Source organism: Shinella sp. H4-D48 (assembly GCF_022637395.1).
Lineage (GTDB): Bacteria > Pseudomonadota > Alphaproteobacteria > Rhizobiales > Rhizobiaceae > Shinella > Shinella sedimenti.
Genome location: NZ_CP093337.1, coordinates 3,437,501 through 3,454,849, shown reverse-complemented (window position 1 = coordinate 3,454,849; position 17,349 = coordinate 3,437,501). Strand labels below are relative to the sequence as shown.

Sequence of the window (17,349 nt, the reverse complement as noted above, 5' to 3'; positions counted from 1 at the left end):
GCAATTCCGGATGCAAAACCGCTTCACACTTTTGCTGGAATTGCTTTCAGGCCAGCGAACCCTTCGTCGAGGGAACGCGGCCCGCCTGGCGGGGATCGATCTCGGTCGCGGTGCGCAGCACGCGCGCGACGGCCTTGAAGCACGTCTCCGAGATATGATGGTTGTTTGCGCCGTAGATGTTCTGGATATGCAGCGTGATGCCGGCGTGCTGGGCAAGCGCGTTGAAGAACTCGCGCACCAGCTCGGTGTCGAAGGTGCCGATCTTGGGCGCCGAGAAATCGACGTTCCAGACGAGGAAGGGACGGCCGGAGACATCCACCGCGGCGCGTGTCATCGTCTCGTCCATGGCAAGGTCGAGCGAGGCGTAGCGGGTGATGCCGCGACGGTCGCCAAGCGCTTTCGCAATGGCCTGGCCGATGGCAATGCCGGTGTCCTCGACAGTGTGATGATCGTCGACATGCAGGTCGCCCTCTGTCTTGATCTCCATGTCGATGAGCGAATGGCGCGACAGCTGGTCGAGCATATGATCGAAGAAACCGACGCCCGTCGAAATGGTCGACGTGCCGGTGCCGTCGATATTGACGGTGACCGATACGGAGGTCTCGTTCGTCTTGCGCGAAACGCTGGCGGTGCGGCTCATTGCAGTCTCCGGTAAAGTATTGGCGCTCCTTAACAGGGCTCTTCATAAAACGCCAGTCTTTCGAGGGTTTCCGGCGCATGCGGCAACGATCCCGCGCGGAGGCCGCCGGGAGGGGAAGGGCATTCGGCAATCCGGAGAACCGCGCGAAAGCGTTGCCTCTGGAAAGGGGTTGTATGGTTGGCTTCGCCTTCGCGCGGCCCAGGCGTTCTTCGGGGGCGGTCTTGTCCTCCTTCAGGCATGGCAAGGCTTCGCTGCGCAGTTTGTTGGCGCATATGCCTTTTCCGAAAACCGCGTTCCGCACTTTTCGGGGATATGCGCTGCCACTCTGCCTGCATGGCGGACCCAAACCGACCCCGTGACCCGGGGAAGGGGGAAGCCCCGCACGGCGAAGGGCGTCACCCCCTCGTCGCTCCAAACCTCTTTCGCCCCTGCCGCACGTTACGGCAGACAACGAAAGCGCCTCCTCCCGCCCGCATCGACACGTTACGCGATCCGTCCGGCGGCGGAAGGACGTTCAGGATAGGCGATGCGCGGAAGGCGAGGATGATTTGCGGGTGAAAAGGGCGGCGGGGATTGGAAGAATTGGGTTTTTCCGGCGTCGATGTCCCCGTGTCCACCGTCGTTTCTCCACGCCGCAACAGCCCTGCGAAGCACAGCAAAGACGAAGACAATGGCGGGGAGGGGTGGCTCGGATCACGCCGGCACGAAAATGGGGGAGAGGGGCACCGGCGGACCGGCGCTCTTGCCCGTCATTTCTTCTTGGTGGCGCTTTCGCTGTTCTTCACCTGCGCGCCAAGGGTCGGAGCGGCTGCTGGAGCCACCTTGTCCTTCTTGGGTTTGCGGGCTTCCTTGTTGCTGCGGACCTGACCTTTGGCCATCGTCATAACCCTCACTGTGGATGGGAAACCATAACCCGCGCATTCCAAAGGGAAAGCAAGGCTTATTTTGGACGGCGGCGGCCTCTCCCATGCTTTGCGCGCGCCGGGCGCGCAACGACGGCTCCCGACCTTTGCAATCGCCGAACCGCTGCTTACATAGGGCACCACGAAGCCGCCGTGCCGGCGGTATCCTTGCCCGGTCCTCGGGCCTCAGAGGTCTGATATGAGTGAACACGATCCCTATGCTTCCATGCACGCCACGACGATCATCACCGTCCGCAAGGACGGCAAGGTTGTCATGGCGGGCGATGGCCAGGTGAGCCTTGGCCAGACCGTCATGAAGGGCAATGCGCGCAAGGTGCGCCGTCTTGCCAAGGGCGACGTCATTGCCGGTTTTGCCGGCGCGACCGCCGATGCCTTTACCCTGCTCGAGCGGCTCGAGGCCAAGCTGGAGCAATATCCCGACCAGCTGATGCGCGCCGCCGTCGAGCTCGCCAAGGACTGGCGCACCGACCGCTATCTGCGCCGACTGGAAGCCATGATGCTGGTGGCCGACAAGTCCATCACGCTGGCGCTGACCGGCAATGGCGACGTGCTGGAGCCGGAACACGGCACCATGGCGATCGGCTCGGGCGGCAACTATGCCTATGCGGCGGCCCGCGCGCTGATGGACACCGACAAGTCGGCCGAGGAGATTGCCCGCAAGGCCATGCAGATCGCAGGCGACATCTGCGTCTACACCAACCACAATGTCGTGGTGGAGACGCTGGATGCCGACCGCTGAGGCATACGCTTTCCGGCCTGTGACGGCCGCCGACCTGCCGATGCTGGAACGCTGGCTCGCCGCGCCGCATGTCCGGCGCTGGTGGGGCGATCCGGCTGAGGAGGTTGCGGGTATCGCCGCGGATTTCGACGAACCTGCAATGGCGTCCTTCATCGTCTCCCATGACGGAAAGCCCTTCGCCTATCTGCAGAGCTACAGGATCGACCCGTCGGACCTGTCCTTCGGTGACCGCCCGGACCGCACCCTTGGCATCGACCAGTTCATCGGCCCTGCCGACATGGTCGGCCTCGGCCACGGGCCGGCCATGATCGATGCCTTTGTGCAAAAGATGTTCGCCGACGGCGTGGAGCGGGTGGTGCTCGATCCGCATCCTGAGAATGCGCATGCCATCCGGGCCTATGAGAAGGCCGGGTTCCATGCTTTCGATCAACGCATGACAAAGGACGGCCCGGCGCTGATCTTGGCCCGGGACCGTTGCTAGAGGAAACCCATGACCAATTTTTCCCCCCGCGAGATCGTTTCCGAACTCGACCGTTTCATCATCGGCCAGCATGACGCCAAGCGCGCCGTGGCGATTGCGCTGCGCAACCGCTGGCGCCGCCACCAGCTTGAGCCGGACCTGCGCGACGAGGTGATGCCGAAGAACATCCTGATGATCGGCCCGACCGGCGTCGGCAAGACGGAAATCTCCCGCCGTCTCGCCAAGCTTGCCGGTGCGCCCTTCGTCAAGGTCGAGGCCACCAAGTTCACCGAGGTCGGCTATGTCGGCCGTGACGTCGAGCAGATCGTGCGCGACCTCGTCGAGGTCGGCATCGGCCTGGTGCGCGAGAAGAAGCGCGCCGAGGTAACGGCAAAGGCCCATGCCAATGCCGAGGAACGCGTGCTCGACGCGCTGGTCGGCGCCACCGCCTCGCCGGCCACGCGTGATTCGTTTCGCAAGAAGTTGCGCGCCAACGAGCTCGACGACAAGGACATCGAGGTCGACGTTGCCGACACCGGCACGCCCGGCGGCTTCGAGATTCCCGGCATGCCGGGCGCCAATATCGGCGTGCTGAACCTGTCGGAAATGTTCGGCAAGGCGATGGGCGGGCGCACGAAGAAGGTCAAGACGACGGTCAAGGACAGCTACAAGATCCTGATCGACGACGAATCCGACAAGCTGCTCGACAACGAGCAGATCCAGCGCGAGGCCATCCGCTCGGCCGAGAACGACGGCATCGTCTTCATCGACGAGATCGACAAGATCGCCGCGCGCGACGGCGGCATGGGCGCGGGCGTCTCCCGCGAGGGCGTGCAGCGCGACCTCCTGCCGCTCGTCGAGGGCACGACGGTTGCCACGAAATACGGGCCGGTGAAGACGGACCACATCCTGTTCATCGCCTCGGGCGCCTTCCATGTCTCCAAGCCCTCGGACCTCCTGCCGGAACTCCAGGGCCGCCTGCCGATCCGCGTCGAGCTGAAGGCGCTGTCGCGCGAAGACTTCCGCCGGATCCTGACGGAGACAGAAGCAAGCCTCATCCGGCAGTACAAGGCGCTGATGGGCACGGAGGATGTCGAACTCGAATTCACCGAGGACGGCATCGACGCGTTGGCCGATGTCGCCGTGCAGCTCAATTCGAGCGTCGAGAATATCGGCGCGCGCCGTCTTCAGACGGTGATGGAGCGGGTGCTCGACGAGATTTCCTTCGAGGCGCCGGACAAGGGCGGCAACCGCCTCGTCATTGACGCCGACTATGTGAAGAAGCATGTCGGCGCGCTGGCGGCCAACACGGATCTGTCGCGCTACATCCTGTGACGTTTCGGCACCGGTGGTTGTCTTAGCAACCGCCGGTGTCGCGCTTTTGCGGGCCCGCCCCCTCGACAGAACCGCGGACGCAGCCTAGGCCATTGCCGCGTCCGGCATGATGACGACACGATTGTCCTGCATCCCGTCCATGCCACTTCGAACGATTGACCAGACAGGAACCGGAACCGTGCGACAGCTCTTCCCTGTGCTTGCCCTTGCAGCCGCCCTCTTCGTGCAGAGCCAGACGACGGCGCTGGCGATCGACGTGGTGCCCGCCGGCAACCGCAACGCGGAGCAGCCCGCCATTCCAGGCGCCTCCGTCCGTCGCACCAAGGGCAACAAAACCTCCTTCGATGCGAAGTATCAGAAGGTACGCGATCTTCTATCAGGCGACCGCCAGCTGACGGGCAAGATCAGGGCGGCGGCCGGCAAATACGGCATCGACCCCATTCACATCGTCGGCGCCATCGTCGGCGAGCACACCTATAATGTGGACGCCTACGACCGCCTGCAGAGCTATTACGTGAAGGCTGCCTCCTATACCGGCAACTTCCGCTTCGCCTATGACGGCGAGGCGATCGGCGATTTCCTGAAGCGTCCGCAATTTTCCGAATGCGAGGGCAAGAAAGGCTCCTACGCGCAGTGGACCTGCCGCGAAAACGTCTGGAACCGTTCGTTCAGCGGCAAGACGGTTGACGGCACGTCCTTCCCGAGAAACCGCTTCAGCGCTGTTTTCTTCCAGCCCTTCTATGCCGGCCAGACCTTCGGCCTCGGCCAGATCAATCCGCTGACCGCGCTGACGCTGACTGACGACGTGGCGCGTTTCTCCGGCTACAAGCCGCTCGACGAGAACGATGCGGCCGGCGTCTACCAGGCGATCATGGACCCGGATATCTCGCTTGCCTACATGGCGGCCGCCATCCGCCGCTCGATCGATGCTTACAAGAAGATCGCCGGCGTCGATATCTCGAAGAATCCCGGCCTGACGGCGACGCTCTACAATATCGGCAATCCCGATGCGCGCGCCGCAGCCTTCGCCGCGCGCCGTGCCGCGGGCGAGGCGACCTGGCCGGAAGAGAACTATTACGGCTGGCTCGTCAACGACAAGCTGGACGACCTGCGCAGCCTGCTCTAACGGCCTTTCCGGCGTAAAGCGCCGGTTCACGCGGCCTTGACCGGTCGTCGCCTTCCTATCGGCCCAGTTGCGCCCCATATTGAGGGACAGGAGCCGAAGGAAGGAAGCTACCATGGATATGCGTCCCGAGCCGTTCGAACCGCCTGCGCCGATACCGCGCACGGTGCCGCCTTCGAAACTCGAGATCATCCGCACCGTCTTCCGCAATCCGCTGGAACTGTGGGGCGAGCCCTCCTATACGCTGCCCTGGATCATGACGAGCTTCATCGGCGAGAAGACGCTCATCGTCAACGATCCCGGCCTCATCAAATATCTGCTCGTCGACAACGCCGCCAACTACAAGATGGCCGTGGTGCGCCAGCTCGTGCTGCGGCCGATCCTGCGCGACGGGCTGCTCACGGCCGAAGGCCAGGTCTGGCGCCGCTCGCGCAAGGCCGTCGCCCCCATCTTCACGCCGCGCCATGCCAAGGGGTTTGCCGCGCAGATGCTCGCGCAGTCCGAGCTTTACGCGCAGAAATACGAGGGTGCGGACGGCACGGTCTTCGATATCGGCAACGACATGACGGAGCTGGCCTTCTCCATCCTGTCGGACACGCTGTTTTCCGGCGAGATCGTCACCGCATCCACCAATTTCGCCGATGACGTGGACGATCTCCTGCATTCCATGGGGCGTGTCGATCCCATGGATCTGCTGCGCGCGCCCTCCTGGGTGCCGCGCGTCACGCGTATCGGCGGCCTGCGGGTGCTCGGCAAGTTCCGCAAGATCGTGCGCGACACGATGGAGCTACGCCTCAAGCGCATGGCGGAGGGTGGCGACGCGCCGAGCGACTTCCTAACACTGCTGCTGGGCGCTGCCGGGCCGGACGGGCTGACCATGGAGGAGGTGGAAGACAATATCCTGACCTTCATCGGCGCCGGCCATGAGACGACCGCACGGGCGCTCGCCTGGACGCTCTATTGCGTCGCCAACTCGCCGCATGTGCGCGAGGCGATGGAAGAGGAGATCGACCGCGTGGTGGAAAGCGGGGCGGACCCGGTCGACTGGCTCGAGCGCATGCCCTGGACGCGCGCGGCCTTCGAGGAGGCGATGCGGCTCTATCCGCCAGCGCCCTCCATCAACCGCGAGGCGATCGCCGACGACAGCTGGACGAGCCCGGACGGCGAGGTGGTGGAGATACCCCGCAACGTGACGATCCTCGTCATGCCCTGGACGCTGCACCGCCATGAACTCCTATGGCAGAAACCGCGCGCCTTCATGCCCGAGCGCTTCCTGCCGGAAAATCGCGACCAGATCCACCGTTTCCAGTACCTCCCCTTCGGTGCGGGGCCGCGCATCTGTATCGGCGCGACATTTGCCATGCAGGAGGCGATCATCGCGCTCGGCGTGCTGATGCATCGCTTCCGCTTCGACATGACGGAAGACACCAAGCCCTGGCCGGTGCAGCGCCTGACGACGCAGCCGGCTAACGGACTGGCGTTGAAGGTGCGGGCTCGTCCGCGCGCGGCTTCGCCTTCTTGATCGTCTTGATCGCGGCGCAGGTGGCTTCCGGGTTCTTGCAGGGCTGGTAGACGACGATCTCGCTGCCGCTGCCGTCATCCCAGACGGCCTGCACGGCGATGGTCTGCGCTTCGCCCGGCTTCAGCTTGATGTAGATCCAGTTCTGGCTGTCGTCCGAGGGCAGGTTGAAGGGCAGTTCCGGGTCGCATTTCGCCATGGGGAAGGTCTGGTCGAGCGTGTCGGAATTGATGGAGTAACGCACTTCCTTGAGCCGGCAATGCATGCTCTGCAACGCCGTGAAATAGATGAGCTGCTGGCCGGCATATTCGCGGAACTGCACCCAGCCCGTGCGCTTGTTGGCGTCCAGCATCGCCTTGTAGATCGAGACGTCGGGAATCTGGGCCTGATATTCCGCCTCGTCGTCTTCCTGGGCCGACGCCGGCAGGCCTGCGGCCAGCAGGGCAGTGCCGACAAGGAGGGCTTTCAGCAGGCGGTTTCCATGACGCGGATCAAACACTCTGGGTCTCCTCGATGCTTCACAGGCATGTCGCCGGCGGGATGGTGACAACGACACCGGACATGCCATAACACCATTCCAGGCCGGCTTTGAACAGGGACGGCATGCGGTTTGGAAGTATTCTCGTGGCAGACCATTTGTTACTCGGCATCGATACCGGCGGCACCTATACGGACGCCGCCCTCTACAGTGAAACCCTCGGCGTGGTGGCGCGCGCCAAGGCGCTGACCACCCGCCACGATCTTTCGGTCGGCATTTCCGGCGCGGTGGATGCGGTGCTCGAACAGGCAAAAGTGCCGGTTTCGGCCATCGGCCTCGTCTCGCTTTCCACGACGCTCGCCACTAACGCGCTGGTGGAAGGGCAGGGCGGCCGGGCCGGGCTCGTCATGATCGGCTTCGGCCCCGACGATCTCAAGCGCGACGGCCTTGCCGAGGCGCTCGGCACCGACCCTGTCATCTTCCTGCCCGGCGGGCACAATGTGCACGGCAACGAGACGCCGCTCGACATGCGCGGGCTGGACGAGGCGCTGCCGGCGCTGTCGCAGGCCGTGTCCTCCTTTGCCGTGGCCGGCTATTTCGCCGTGCGCAACCCGGCGCACGAACAGCGCGTGCGCGAGCGCATCCGCGCGGTCTCGCATCTGCCGGTGACGTGCAGTCACGAACTCTCCTCCAAGCTCGGCGGACCGCGCCGGGCGCTGACGACGCTGCTCAATGCCCGCCTCGTCTCAATGATCGACCGGCTGATCGGCGCCTGCGAGGACTTTCTTCTGCGCCGCGGCATCCAGGTGCCGATGATGGTGGTGCGCGGCGACGGCGCGCTGATCTCGGCGGCCGAGGCGCGGCTGCGCCCCATCGAGACCATCCTGTCCGGCCCGGCGGCAAGTCTTGTCGGCGCGCGCCACCTGACGGGCCTCGACGATGCCGTGGTGTCCGATATCGGCGGCACCACGACGGATGTGGCCGTGCTCGACAAGGGTCGCCCGAAGCTCGACGCGGAGGGTGCGGTGGTCGGCGGCTACCGGACCATGGTGGAGGCGGTCGCCATGCGCACCTTCGGCCTCGGCGGCGATTCGGAAGTGCGCATCGACGACCGGGGGCTTTCGGCCCGCATCGATCTGGGGCCGCGGCGCTTCCTGCCGCTCAGCCTTGCCTCGACGCTGCATCCCGAAAGTATCCTGCCGGTGCTGGAGCGCCAGCTGCGCACCGCCCATGTCGGCCGGCACGACGGGCGTTTTGCCGTGCGCACGGGCGTTCCCGAGCGGCTGGCAAGCGGCCTACAGCCGCAGGAACAGGCGCTTTACGACAAGATCGGTGCCGCTCCGGTTCCACTCGACGGTCTGCTGATGACGACGCCGCAGAAGGCGACGCTCGACCGGCTGGTGGCGCGCGGCCTCGTGCATATTTGCGGCGTGACGCCGTCCGACGCCATGCATGTGCTGGGCGGGCAGGGGCAGTGGGATGCCGAGGCCGCGCGTCTCGGCCTTGCACTGGCCGCGCGCGTGAAGGACGGCACGGGCCGGCCCATCGCCGACAGCCCGGATGCGCTGGCGCAGCGCATCGTCGACCGCCTGACCCGGCAATCGTCCGATGTCATCCTCTCCGCCTGCCTTGCCGATGACGGTGTGGGCGCGATCGATCCGGCCGGATCCGTCGCCGTCGACCGGGCGCTGCACCGGCGTGCCGGCATCGTGCGGTTCCAGATCGAGCTTGACCGGCCGCTGGTGGGTCTGGGGGCGTCCGCGCCGGTCTACTATCCCGATATCGCCGCCATGCTCGGTGCCGAATCGGTCATTCCCGCCGATGCCGGCGTGGCCAATGCCGTCGGTGCGGTGGTCGGACAGGTCCGCAACAGCGTGACCGTCTTCGTGACCCAGCCGGAGGAGGGCGTGTTCATCGTCGCCGGGGCAGGCGAAAGCGTGCGCCATGTCGACGAGGCCGCGGCCTTCGCAATGGCCCGCGAGCGGGCGATGACGGCCGCCCTGCACGCGGCGCGCGCCAACGGCGCCGACGAGCCGGCCGTCACCTTCGCGGAGGAGATCGACGCGCCCGATGTGGAGGGCAGCCGCAAGCTGATCGAGGCCCGATTTACCGCAACCGCGAGCGGCCGCCCCCGCATCGCCCAGGAGGCTTAGACGGGATTGTTTCCGTAACGGAATAAATAATTCACGTTATTGCCGAATTGACTATGAATGAAAGCCGCGGAAAGTGGCAGCATTCGGGATACTCCCCCTTCGTCCCGTTCTTCGGAGTTTTTTCATGACCTATACGGAAAAAGCCGGTCTTTCGATCGACAGCGATCTATACGACTTTCTCGTCAAGGAGGCCCTTCCGGGCACGGGCGTTGATGCCGAGGCCTATTTTGCGGCCTTCTCCGCCATCGTGCACGAGCTTGGGCCTGAGAACCGCGCGCTGCTGGCCAAGCGCGATGCGCTGCAGGAAAAGATCGACGCCTGGTATCGCGCAAACGGCGCGCCTTCGGACATGGCGGCCTATGAGGGCTTCCTGCGCGAGATCGGCTATCTCCTGCCGGAAGGCGACGCCTTCACGGTCACGACCGACAATGTCGACCCGGAAATCGCCAGCCTCGCCGGCCCGCAGCTCGTCGTTCCCGTCATGAACGCGCGTTATGCGCTGAATGCCGCCAATGCGCGCTGGGGCTCGCTCTATGACGCGCTTTACGGCACGGACGCGATTGCCGAGACCGACGGCGCGGAAAAGGGCAAGGGTTACAATCCCGTGCGCGGCGCCAAGGTCGTCGCCTGGGCGAAGGCCTTTCTCGATGAAGCGGCGCCGCTCGATGGCGCGACGTGGTCCGACGCGGCGGGCTTTGCGGTCCACGGCGGCGCGCTCGTCGTCACGCTTTCGGGCGGCGGCACGACGGGGCTTGCCGATGCCGGCAAGTTCGCCGGCTATGTCGGCGATGCGTCGTCGCCGACCCATGTCCTGCTCGTCAACAACGGCCTGCATATCGACATCCGCATCGATGCCGAAACCACGACCGGCAAGGACGACCCGGCGCATATCGCCGATGTCGCCATCGAATCGGCGCTCACCACCATCATGGACTGCGAGGATTCCGTCGCTGCCGTCGATGCCGAGGACAAGATCGTCGTCTACCGTAACTGGCTCGGCCTGATGAGGGGCGATCTGGCGGAAGAGGTAACCAAGGGCGGCAAGAGCTTTACGCGCACGCTCAATGCGGACCGAGGCTACACCGCGCCCGACGGCTCGGCGGCCACGCTGCGCAGCCGCTCGCTGATGCTGGTGCGCAATGTCGGCCACCTCATGACCAACCCGGCGATCCGCGACCGCGACGGCAACGAAGTGCCCGAGGGTATCATGGACGCGATGGTCACCGGCCTGATCGCGCTGCACGATGTCGGTCCAAACGGTCGCCGGCAGAATTCTCCTGAAGGCTCGATGTATGTCGTCAAGCCGAAGATGCACGGGCCGGAAGAGGTTGCCTTCGCTTCGAAGCTGTTCGGCCGCGTCGAGGCCGCCATCGGCATGGCGCCCAACACGATGAAGATGGGCATCATGGACGAGGAGCGCCGCACCACGGTCAACCTCAAGGAGGCGATCCGCGCGGCGAAGGAGCGCGTCGTCTTCATCAATACCGGCTTCCTCGACCGCACCGGCGACGAGATCCACACCTCGATGGAAGCGGGCCCGATGATCCGCAAGGGCGACATGAAGCAGGCCGCCTGGATTTCCGCCTACGAGAACTGGAACGTCGACATCGGCCTGGAATGCGGCCTGTCCGGTCATGCGCAGATCGGAAAGGGCATGTGGGCCATGCCCGACCTGATGGCGGCGATGCTGGAGCAGAAGATCGCCCATCCCAAGGCCGGCGCCAACACGGCCTGGGTGCCCTCGCCGACGGCCGCGACGCTGCATGCGACGCACTACCACAAGGTCAATGTCGCCGAGGTGCAGGCGTCGCTGCGCGCGCGCCCGCGCGCCAAACTGTCGGATATCCTGTCGGTGCCGGTCGCGGTCCGGCCGAACTGGACGCCGGAGGAAATCCAGCGCGAGCTCGACAACAATGCCCAGGGCATCCTGGGCTATGTCGTGCGCTGGATCGACCAGGGCGTCGGCTGCTCCAAGGTGCCCGACATCAACAATGTCGGGCTGATGGAAGACCGCGCCACACTGCGCATCTCCGCCCAGCACATGGCCAACTGGCTGCACCACGGCGTCGTCACCGAAGCGCAGATCCTCGAGACGATGAAGCGCATGGCGAAGGTTGTCGACGGGCAGAACGAAGGCGATTCGCTCTATCGCCCGATGGCCGGAAACTTCGACGGCTCCATAGCCTTCCAGGCCGCGCTCGACCTCGTGCTCAAAGGCCGCGAGCAGCCGAACGGCTACACCGAGCCCGTCCTGCACCGCCGCCGCCTGGAGCTGAAGGCGAGGGGCTAAATTCGAGTCAAGGCGGGCAGGGGATGCATGCCCCTGCCGTCAAGCTCGTCCTCCCTTCTCACCTGCGGGGAGAGGGTTCCAGTATGCGGATGAGGGGCGCCCCCATCCACCCAAACGAAGAAGCCGCCGGAGCGATCCGGCGGCTTCTTTTTTGATGCGGGTTTCGTCCGGTTACTGCTGGACGACGACGCGGGCCGAGCGGCCGGGGCGGACGCGCTTGTAGAGGTCGATGATGTCCTGGTTCATCAGGCGGATGCAGCCCGACGAGGCGGCCGTGCCGATAGAGGCCCATTCCGGCGTGCCGTGCAGACGGAACAGCGTGTCCTGGCCCTTTTCATTGAAGAGGTAGAGGGCGCGTGCGCCGAGCGGGTTCTTCAGGCCCGGGCCCATGCCTTCCTTGACGTAGCGGGCGACGTCAGGCTTGCGGGCGGCCATCTCCTGCGGCGGATGCCAGGTCGGCCATTCCTGCTTCCAGGCGATGTAAGCCTCGCCCTTCCAGGCAAAGCCCTGCTTGCCGACGCCGATGCCGTAGCGCACGGCCTTGCCGCCGGGCAGCACGTAATAAAGGAAGCGGTTCGGCGTGTTGACGACGATGGTGCCGGGCTTTTCGTTCGTCGCATAATCGACGATCTGGCGATGGAACTTCTCGTTCACCTTGCTGATCGGGATCGCCGGAAGCGCGTAACCGTTGTCCTCAACAGCGCCATATTCCGAGGTAAAGATGGCATTCGTCGCCACCCTTTCGCCCGGCGTGGAGGTGGAGGACGACGAACAACCGGCGAGTGTGACGGCCGCTGCCAGGCCGCACAGAAGGAGGGCATTGCGGAAGCGCATGTGAGTCTCTTGGATCAGGGATTAAGAAGTTCCGGTACGCGGAGCTTTCATTGATTATGGTTTATTTTCGATTAAACCGGTCAATGCAAGTCTGCGCGCCCTTGCCTGAGCTCTGGCCAAAGCAAAAAGCCGCGGGATTGTTTTTTTGCAACAACAATGCCCGGCCGCCTGCCGCTTTCACCATGCCCGGTTTCTTGCCAAGCACGCTGCGTCGTGCCGTTCAACGGTTTTCTCTTCGTCGGCCCCTGCACGAACAGGAACCGCGCGGCGCGGTTAATGAAGTCTTGCGCACACAGGTCACGAGTGACGCGCCTTAACTTTTTCCGGAGGTTTCGAGCCATCGCGCGCGCTTCGCGCTAGAATGGCGAATCGCCGAGGTTGACCCACATGACGATCGTTTCCCTGCACAATGACAACCCTCTGCTCGACGGCCGTCAGTCGGACCGTGCCATGATGGTACGCCGCGGCGTGCAGCGCATGCTGATGGACATGCGCCATGCCGTGCTGCCGGAACTGACGCTGGCGAGCGGCCGGCGCGCCGACCTCATCAGCCTCTCCGACAAGGGCGAGATCTGGATCGTCGAGATCAAGACCTCGATCGAGGATTTCCGGGTCGATCGAAAATGGCCTGACTACCGGCGTCATTGCGACCGGCTGTTCTTCGCCACGCACAAGGACGTACCGCTCGATATCTTCCCGGAGGACTGTGGGCTCATCCTGTCGGACGGCTACGGCGCGCACATGCTGCGTGAGGCGCCCGAACACAGGCTGGCCGCGCCGACGCGCAAGGCGGTGACCTTCGCCTTTGCCCGCGTGGCCGCGGGCCGGCTGCTGCTGGCGGAGTTTTCCATGGACGGCAAGCGCGACGGGCCGGATATCTCGGCCATCGTTTCGGGACGGCGGGACACGCCGGTTTAAGGATTATTGAGGGGTTGCACCCCCTCATCCGGCCCTTCGGGCCACCTTCTCCGCGGGGGAGAAGGGAGGGCGGGATACCGTCTCGGTTTCTCCTCCTCCCCGCCGGGGAGAAGGTGCCGGTAGGCGGATGAGGCGGCCGCAAGCTTGCGATGGTTACTTCGGCGCGCGCTTTGCCAGGATACGCTGCAAGGTGCGGCGGTGCATATTGAGGCGGCGCGCGGTTTCCGACACGTTGCGGTCGCACATTTCATAGACGCGCTGGATATGCTCCCAGCGCACGCGATCCGCCGACATCGGGTTTTCCGGCAGCTCCACCTTCTCGCCCGGCCGCTGCGTCAACGCCGCGAAGATATCGTCGGCATCCGCCGGCTTGGCGAGATAGTCGACCGCACCGAGCTTCACGGCGTTGACCGCCGTCGCGATATTGCCATAGCCGGTCAGCATGATGATGCGCGTGTCGTCGCGGCGCTGGCGAATGGCGGCAATCACATCGAGACCGCTGCCGTCGCCCAACCTGAGGTCCACAACGGCGTATTTCGGCGGCGTGGTCTTGGCCTTGGCAATGCCCTCGGCGACGGATTCGGCCGTATCGACCGCAAAGCCGCGCGTTTCCATGGCCCGCGCCAGGCGGCGCAGGAATGGCGCGTCGTCATCGACGAGGAGAAGCGAGGGATCGGGGCCGATATCGTCGGTTTGCGTCTGCGGTTCGATGTTTTCTGCCATTTTACGTCTTCCGTCGCGGATTTTCGCCCATTCTTGATGGTGATCAGCTTATCACCCTTAAGATGCAGCGGGTAAAGTCATTTTGCACCCTTTGCCTCCATGCGCGCCCGCGGCCAATCGACCGATACCCGCGCGCCGGGCTGGTCGCCCGTGCGGTTGCCGAACGTCAATTTGGCGCCCGACCGCTCCAGAAGCGTCTTGGCGATGAACAGTCCCAGCCCGAGCCCGCCGGCTCGCTCGTCCTTCTGGCGCTTGGTGACATAGGGATCGCCGATGCGCTGGAGAATGTCCGTCGCATAGCCTTCGCCGTCGTCCTCGATGACGATGGTCACGCGCTCGGGCGTATGGCTCACGGTGACCGTCACCTCCGCGCGGGCGTGATCGACGGCATTTTCGAGAAGATTGCCCAGGCCGTAGAGGACGCCGGGATTGCGGGTGCCGACCGGCTCGCTCGCGCGGTCGCCGTTCTCGATGAGCTTGAGCGCGATGCCGAATTCGCGGTGCGGCGCCATGACCTCCTCCATCAGCGAGGAGAGCGGCAGCACGCGCATATGTGCCTCGTCCTCGGTGGAGAGGGTCGTGAGCCGGCGCAGGATGTCGCGGCAGCGCTCGCTCTGGCTGCGCAGCAGCTGCACGTCCTCCCGGAAGCGCTCGTCGCTGCCCAGTTCGCGCTCCATCTCGCGGGCGACGACGCTGATCGTGGCAAGCGGCGTGCCCAATTCATGTGCCGCCGCTGCCGCCAGCCCGTCGAGCTGCGACAGGTGCTTTTCACGCTGGAGGATGAGTTCGGTGGCGGCCAGTGCATCGGAAAGCTCGGTCGCCTCCTGCGACACGCGATAGGAATAGAAGGCGGCAAAAGCCGTCGTGCAGACGATGGCGAACCAGAAACCGGCCGTCAGGATCGGCGGCACGACAAGCAACGTGCCGACAAACCAGGGAAGCGGGAAAGGCGTGAAGGCAAGCGCCGTGATGCCGGCAACCGCGAGCAGGCCGAGCACGACGCTGAAGCGCACCGGCTGGAGCGAGGAGGAGATGATGACCGGAACGCAGACCAGCGGCGCGAAGGGATTGGCAAGGCCGCCCGTGATGAAGAGCAGCGCCATCAGCTGGCAGAGGTCGAAGGCGAGCAGCAGGAGCGCGGAAGGCGGCGTCAGGCGGTGGGCCGGGGGGAAGCGCACAGTGAGGAAGAAGTTCACCGCGGCAAGCAGCGCGATGAGGATGGCAGCCGGCACCAGCGGCAGCGGGAATTCCAGCCACAGGCTGACCGCGATGACGGTGATCGACTGGCCCGCCACGGCAAGCCAGCGCAGGCGGATGAGCGTTTCAAGACGCAGCCGCCGGCCGGAGCCTTCGAAGTCGATATCCTGATAGCCTGCCATGGTCTGTTCCTTCTTCGTCATCATGTGCCGCGCGGCTTGGCGCGCGTCGTCGGCATGGCCGCAGCCGGATCGTCCGGCCAGGGGTGCCTCGGGTAGCGGCCGCGCATATCGGCGCGCACGTCCCGCCACGAGCCGGCCCAGAAGCCGGGCAGGTCGCGCGTCGTCTGGATCGGCCGGTGTGCGGGCGATTGCAGCTCCAGAAGCAGCGGCAGCCGCCCGCCGGCGACGGCCGGATGCTGCTTCAGCCCGAACAGTTCCTGCACGCGGATCGCCAGCACCGGCTCCTCGCCATCATAGCGGATCGGATGGCGCTGTCCCGTCGGCGCCTCGAAATGAGTGGGGGCGAGGCGGCCGATATCGCGCTGCATCTCATAGGGCACGAGTGCCATCAGGCCCTCGTGCAGGCTCGCCGCCGTAATGTCGTCGAGGCCGCGCGTGTTCTCCTGAAACGGCACGAACCAGTCGTCGAGCCGCGCGAGAAGGGCGGCTTCGCCCGTGTCCGGCCAGGGCTCGCCGATCGAGCGGTGGAGAAAGCCGATCCGGTCGCGCAGCTGTGCCGCCTCGCGGGAAAACGGCAGGACCTGAAGGCCGAGCAGGCGCACGCCGTCGGCAAGCGCCTGCGCCGCTTTCGGCCCGCTCGGGCGCGGCAGCGGCGTCTCCTCCAGGATCATCGCGCCGAGCCGCACCACCCGGCGCGCCCGCACCTGCCGGCTCGCGCGGTCGAAGACGCACTGGTCCTCGCGCACGATCTTGTCGCCAAGCTCGGCCTCGACGGTGGTGCGGTCGATCTCGGCGGCGGCGAGAATGCGCTGGCGGCCGGCTTGGCCCGTGAGATCGGCAACGACGATCATGTCGGCGCCGGCCAGGCGTTCGGTCTCCGGCAGTTCGCCGCCACGGCCGTTGGCCAGCACGAACCGGCCGCGCCCGCCGCGCTGCAAGGCGATACGATCAGGAAAGGCATGAAGGAGAAGCGCGCCCGGTGCGCTGGCGCCGGCGGCCTTTGCCGTGCCGAAACCGTCCGCCATGCGCTGCGCCAGACGGCGGGCGGCATCGGCCCGTTCGCCGCGCTCATTGGAAAAGCGCCGCAGCCGCTCCTCGATATCGACCGCCGTGCCGCCCAGCCCCTGTTCGGTAAGCAGCACCGCCAGCCGCGCGGCGGCCAGCTGTTCGCCGTCTTCCGCCGCGTGCAGGATCATTGCCGCCAGCCGCGGCGGCAAGGCGAGCGCGCGGATGCGCTTGCCTGCCGGCGTCAGGGCGCCGGTGGTGTCGAGCGCTCCGAGCAGGCGCAGCAGGTTGCGCGCCTCCTCGAGTGCGGCGGCCGGTGGTTGGTCGACAAGACGCAGCGCCGAAGGATCGCTCACCCCCCAATGGGCAAGGTCCAGCAGAAAGCCCGAGAGGTCGCTGGAGAGAATCTGCGGCGGTGTGAAGGCCGGCAGCGCCGCCGTCTGCCCGGCATGCCACAGCCGGATCGCCACGCCGGGCTCCGTTCGCCCCGCACGGCCTGCGCGCTGGTCGGCCGAAGCTCGCGACACGCGCGCCGTCTCCAGCCGGGTGATGCCGGTCGCCGCCTCGAAGACCGGCAGGCGCTGCAATCCACTGTCGATGACGATGCGCACGCCATCGATGGTAATGGAGGTTTCGGCGATCGACGTTGCAAGCACGATCTTGCGCGTGCCTGATGCTGCCGGACGGATCGCCGCGTCCTGCTCCTTCTGTCCGAGATTGCCGAAGAGCGGCACCACCGTCGTTTCCGGCCCGAACCGGTCGGCCAGCCGCTCGGCGGTGCGAGTGATTTCGGCCTGGCCCGGCAGGAAGGCGAGGATCGATCCGGTCTC

At 65.5% G+C, this 17,349-nt stretch carries 15 protein-coding genes (1 of these 15 running past the window's edge); 8 read left to right on the top strand and 7 right to left on the bottom strand.

Going from position 1 to position 17,349, the window contains the following annotated elements; genetic code table 11:
* Positions 1–46: 46 nt before the first annotated feature.
* Together hisB and MNR02_RS22930 are read right to left on the bottom strand one after the other, a co-directional pair.
* On the bottom strand, positions 47–640 hold the full coding sequence (hisB, locus tag MNR02_RS17020; protein ID WP_241600751.1) for an imidazoleglycerol-phosphate dehydratase HisB: 594 nt from the start codon (positions 638–640) through the stop codon (positions 47–49).
* 749 nt (positions 641–1,389) lie between these two features.
* Entirely contained in the window at positions 1,390–1,524 is a 135-nt protein-coding gene (locus MNR02_RS22930; protein ID WP_256464531.1) for a hypothetical protein, read from the bottom strand.
* Between the two features lie 217 nt (positions 1,525–1,741).
* Here MNR02_RS22930 and hslV point away from each other — a divergent pair, with 217 nt between their 5' ends.
* From hslV to MNR02_RS16995, 5 genes are all read left to right on the top strand, one after another.
* The gene (gene hslV, locus MNR02_RS17015; protein WP_241947609.1) at positions 1,742–2,302 is read left to right on the top strand and encodes an ATP-dependent protease subunit HslV; all 561 of its coding nucleotides are present in this window, start codon (positions 1,742–1,744) and stop codon (positions 2,300–2,302) included.
* Positions 2,289–2,783, top strand: coding sequence for a GNAT family N-acetyltransferase (locus MNR02_RS17010; RefSeq protein ID WP_241605874.1), 495 nt, complete (start codon positions 2,289–2,291; stop codon positions 2,781–2,783). The genes hslV and MNR02_RS17010 overlap by 14 nt, the downstream gene beginning before the upstream one ends.
* 9 nt (positions 2,784–2,792) lie before the next feature.
* Entirely contained in the window at positions 2,793–4,097 is a 1,305-nt protein-coding gene (gene hslU / locus MNR02_RS17005) for an ATP-dependent protease ATPase subunit HslU (protein WP_241605876.1), read from the top strand.
* A 178-nt stretch (positions 4,098–4,275) separates the two neighbouring features.
* A complete protein-coding gene (locus MNR02_RS17000) occupies positions 4,276–5,223 on the top strand; it encodes a DUF1402 family protein (RefSeq protein WP_241605878.1) in 948 nt (315 codons plus the stop codon).
* A 112-nt stretch (positions 5,224–5,335) separates the two neighbouring features.
* Positions 5,336–6,742 (top strand): cytochrome P450, encoded by a 1,407-nt coding sequence (locus MNR02_RS16995; RefSeq protein WP_241947608.1) that lies wholly within the window; start codon positions 5,336–5,338, stop codon positions 6,740–6,742.
* Here MNR02_RS16995 and MNR02_RS16990 read toward each other — a convergent pair.
* Positions 6,687–7,238: a hypothetical protein gene (locus MNR02_RS16990; protein WP_241947607.1), complete on the bottom strand. Its 552-nt coding sequence runs from the start codon at positions 7,236–7,238 to the stop codon at positions 6,687–6,689. The two genes, MNR02_RS16995 and MNR02_RS16990, sit on opposite strands and share 56 nt — an antisense overlap.
* 125 nt (positions 7,239–7,363) lie before the next feature.
* Here MNR02_RS16990 and MNR02_RS16985 point away from each other — a divergent pair, with 125 nt between their 5' ends.
* Positions 7,364–9,370 (top strand): hydantoinase/oxoprolinase family protein, encoded by a 2,007-nt coding sequence (locus tag MNR02_RS16985; protein WP_241947606.1) that lies wholly within the window; start codon positions 7,364–7,366, stop codon positions 9,368–9,370.
* Between the two features lie 124 nt (positions 9,371–9,494).
* Positions 9,495–11,660 (top strand): malate synthase G, encoded by a 2,166-nt coding sequence (locus MNR02_RS16980; RefSeq protein ID WP_241947605.1) that lies wholly within the window; start codon positions 9,495–9,497, stop codon positions 11,658–11,660.
* A gap of 171 nt (positions 11,661–11,831) precedes the next feature.
* Here MNR02_RS16980 and MNR02_RS16975 read toward each other — a convergent pair whose 3' ends face one another.
* Entirely contained in the window at positions 11,832–12,494 is a 663-nt protein-coding gene (locus tag MNR02_RS16975; RefSeq protein ID WP_241605888.1) for a L,D-transpeptidase, read from the bottom strand.
* A gap of 387 nt (positions 12,495–12,881) precedes the next feature.
* Between MNR02_RS16975 and MNR02_RS16970 the strand changes: the two genes are divergently transcribed.
* Complete coding sequence (locus MNR02_RS16970) at positions 12,882–13,412, top strand: MmcB family DNA repair protein (protein ID WP_241947604.1); 531 nt, start codon at positions 12,882–12,884, stop codon at positions 13,410–13,412.
* 153 nt (positions 13,413–13,565) lie between these two features.
* On the opposite strand, the gene MNR02_RS16965 is transcribed toward MNR02_RS16970, so the two are convergent.
* The 3 genes from MNR02_RS16965 to hrpB all read right to left on the bottom strand — a co-directional run.
* Positions 13,566–14,135, bottom strand: coding sequence for an ActR/PrrA/RegA family redox response regulator transcription factor (locus tag MNR02_RS16965; RefSeq protein ID WP_241605892.1), 570 nt, complete (start codon positions 14,133–14,135; stop codon positions 13,566–13,568).
* 77 nt (positions 14,136–14,212) lie between these two features.
* Complete coding sequence (locus MNR02_RS16960; protein ID WP_241947603.1) at positions 14,213–15,514, bottom strand: ActS/PrrB/RegB family redox-sensitive histidine kinase; 1,302 nt, start codon at positions 15,512–15,514, stop codon at positions 14,213–14,215.
* Positions 15,515–15,534: 20 nt separating this feature from the next.
* Positions 15,535–17,349, bottom strand: partial view of an ATP-dependent helicase HrpB gene (gene hrpB / locus MNR02_RS16955; protein WP_241947602.1) — the 3' portion only. It continues 654 nt past the right edge of the window; the window shows 1,815 of its 2,469 coding nt (coding positions 655–2,469); the start codon falls outside the window, past its right edge — the gene reads right to left on this strand; its stop codon occupies positions 15,535–15,537.

Bases quoted from the DNA above. Each gene is read 5' to 3' on its own strand.
- hisB (WP_241600751.1), bottom strand. From the start codon at position 640: ATGAGCCGCACCGCCAGCGTTTCGCGCAAGACGAACGAGACCTCCGTA.
- MNR02_RS22930 (WP_256464531.1), bottom strand. From the start codon at position 1,524: ATGACGATGGCCAAAGGTCAGGTCCGCAGCAACAAGGAAGCCCGCAAA.
- hslV (WP_241947609.1), top strand. From the start codon at position 1,742: ATGAGTGAACACGATCCCTATGCTTCCATGCACGCCACGACGATCATC.
- MNR02_RS17010 (WP_241605874.1), top strand. From the start codon at position 2,289: ATGCCGACCGCTGAGGCATACGCTTTCCGGCCTGTGACGGCCGCCGAC.
- hslU (WP_241605876.1), top strand. From the start codon at position 2,793: ATGACCAATTTTTCCCCCCGCGAGATCGTTTCCGAACTCGACCGTTTC.
- MNR02_RS16995 (WP_241947608.1), top strand. From the start codon at position 5,336: ATGGATATGCGTCCCGAGCCGTTCGAACCGCCTGCGCCGATACCGCGC.
- MNR02_RS16980 (WP_241947605.1), top strand. From the start codon at position 9,495: ATGACCTATACGGAAAAAGCCGGTCTTTCGATCGACAGCGATCTATAC.
- MNR02_RS16975 (WP_241605888.1), bottom strand. From the start codon at position 12,494: ATGCGCTTCCGCAATGCCCTCCTTCTGTGCGGCCTGGCAGCGGCCGTC.
- MNR02_RS16970 (WP_241947604.1), top strand. From the start codon at position 12,882: ATGACGATCGTTTCCCTGCACAATGACAACCCTCTGCTCGACGGCCGT.
- MNR02_RS16965 (WP_241605892.1), bottom strand. From the start codon at position 14,135: ATGGCAGAAAACATCGAACCGCAGACGCAAACCGACGATATCGGCCCC.
- MNR02_RS16960 (WP_241947603.1), bottom strand. From the start codon at position 15,514: ATGGCAGGCTATCAGGATATCGACTTCGAAGGCTCCGGCCGGCGGCTG.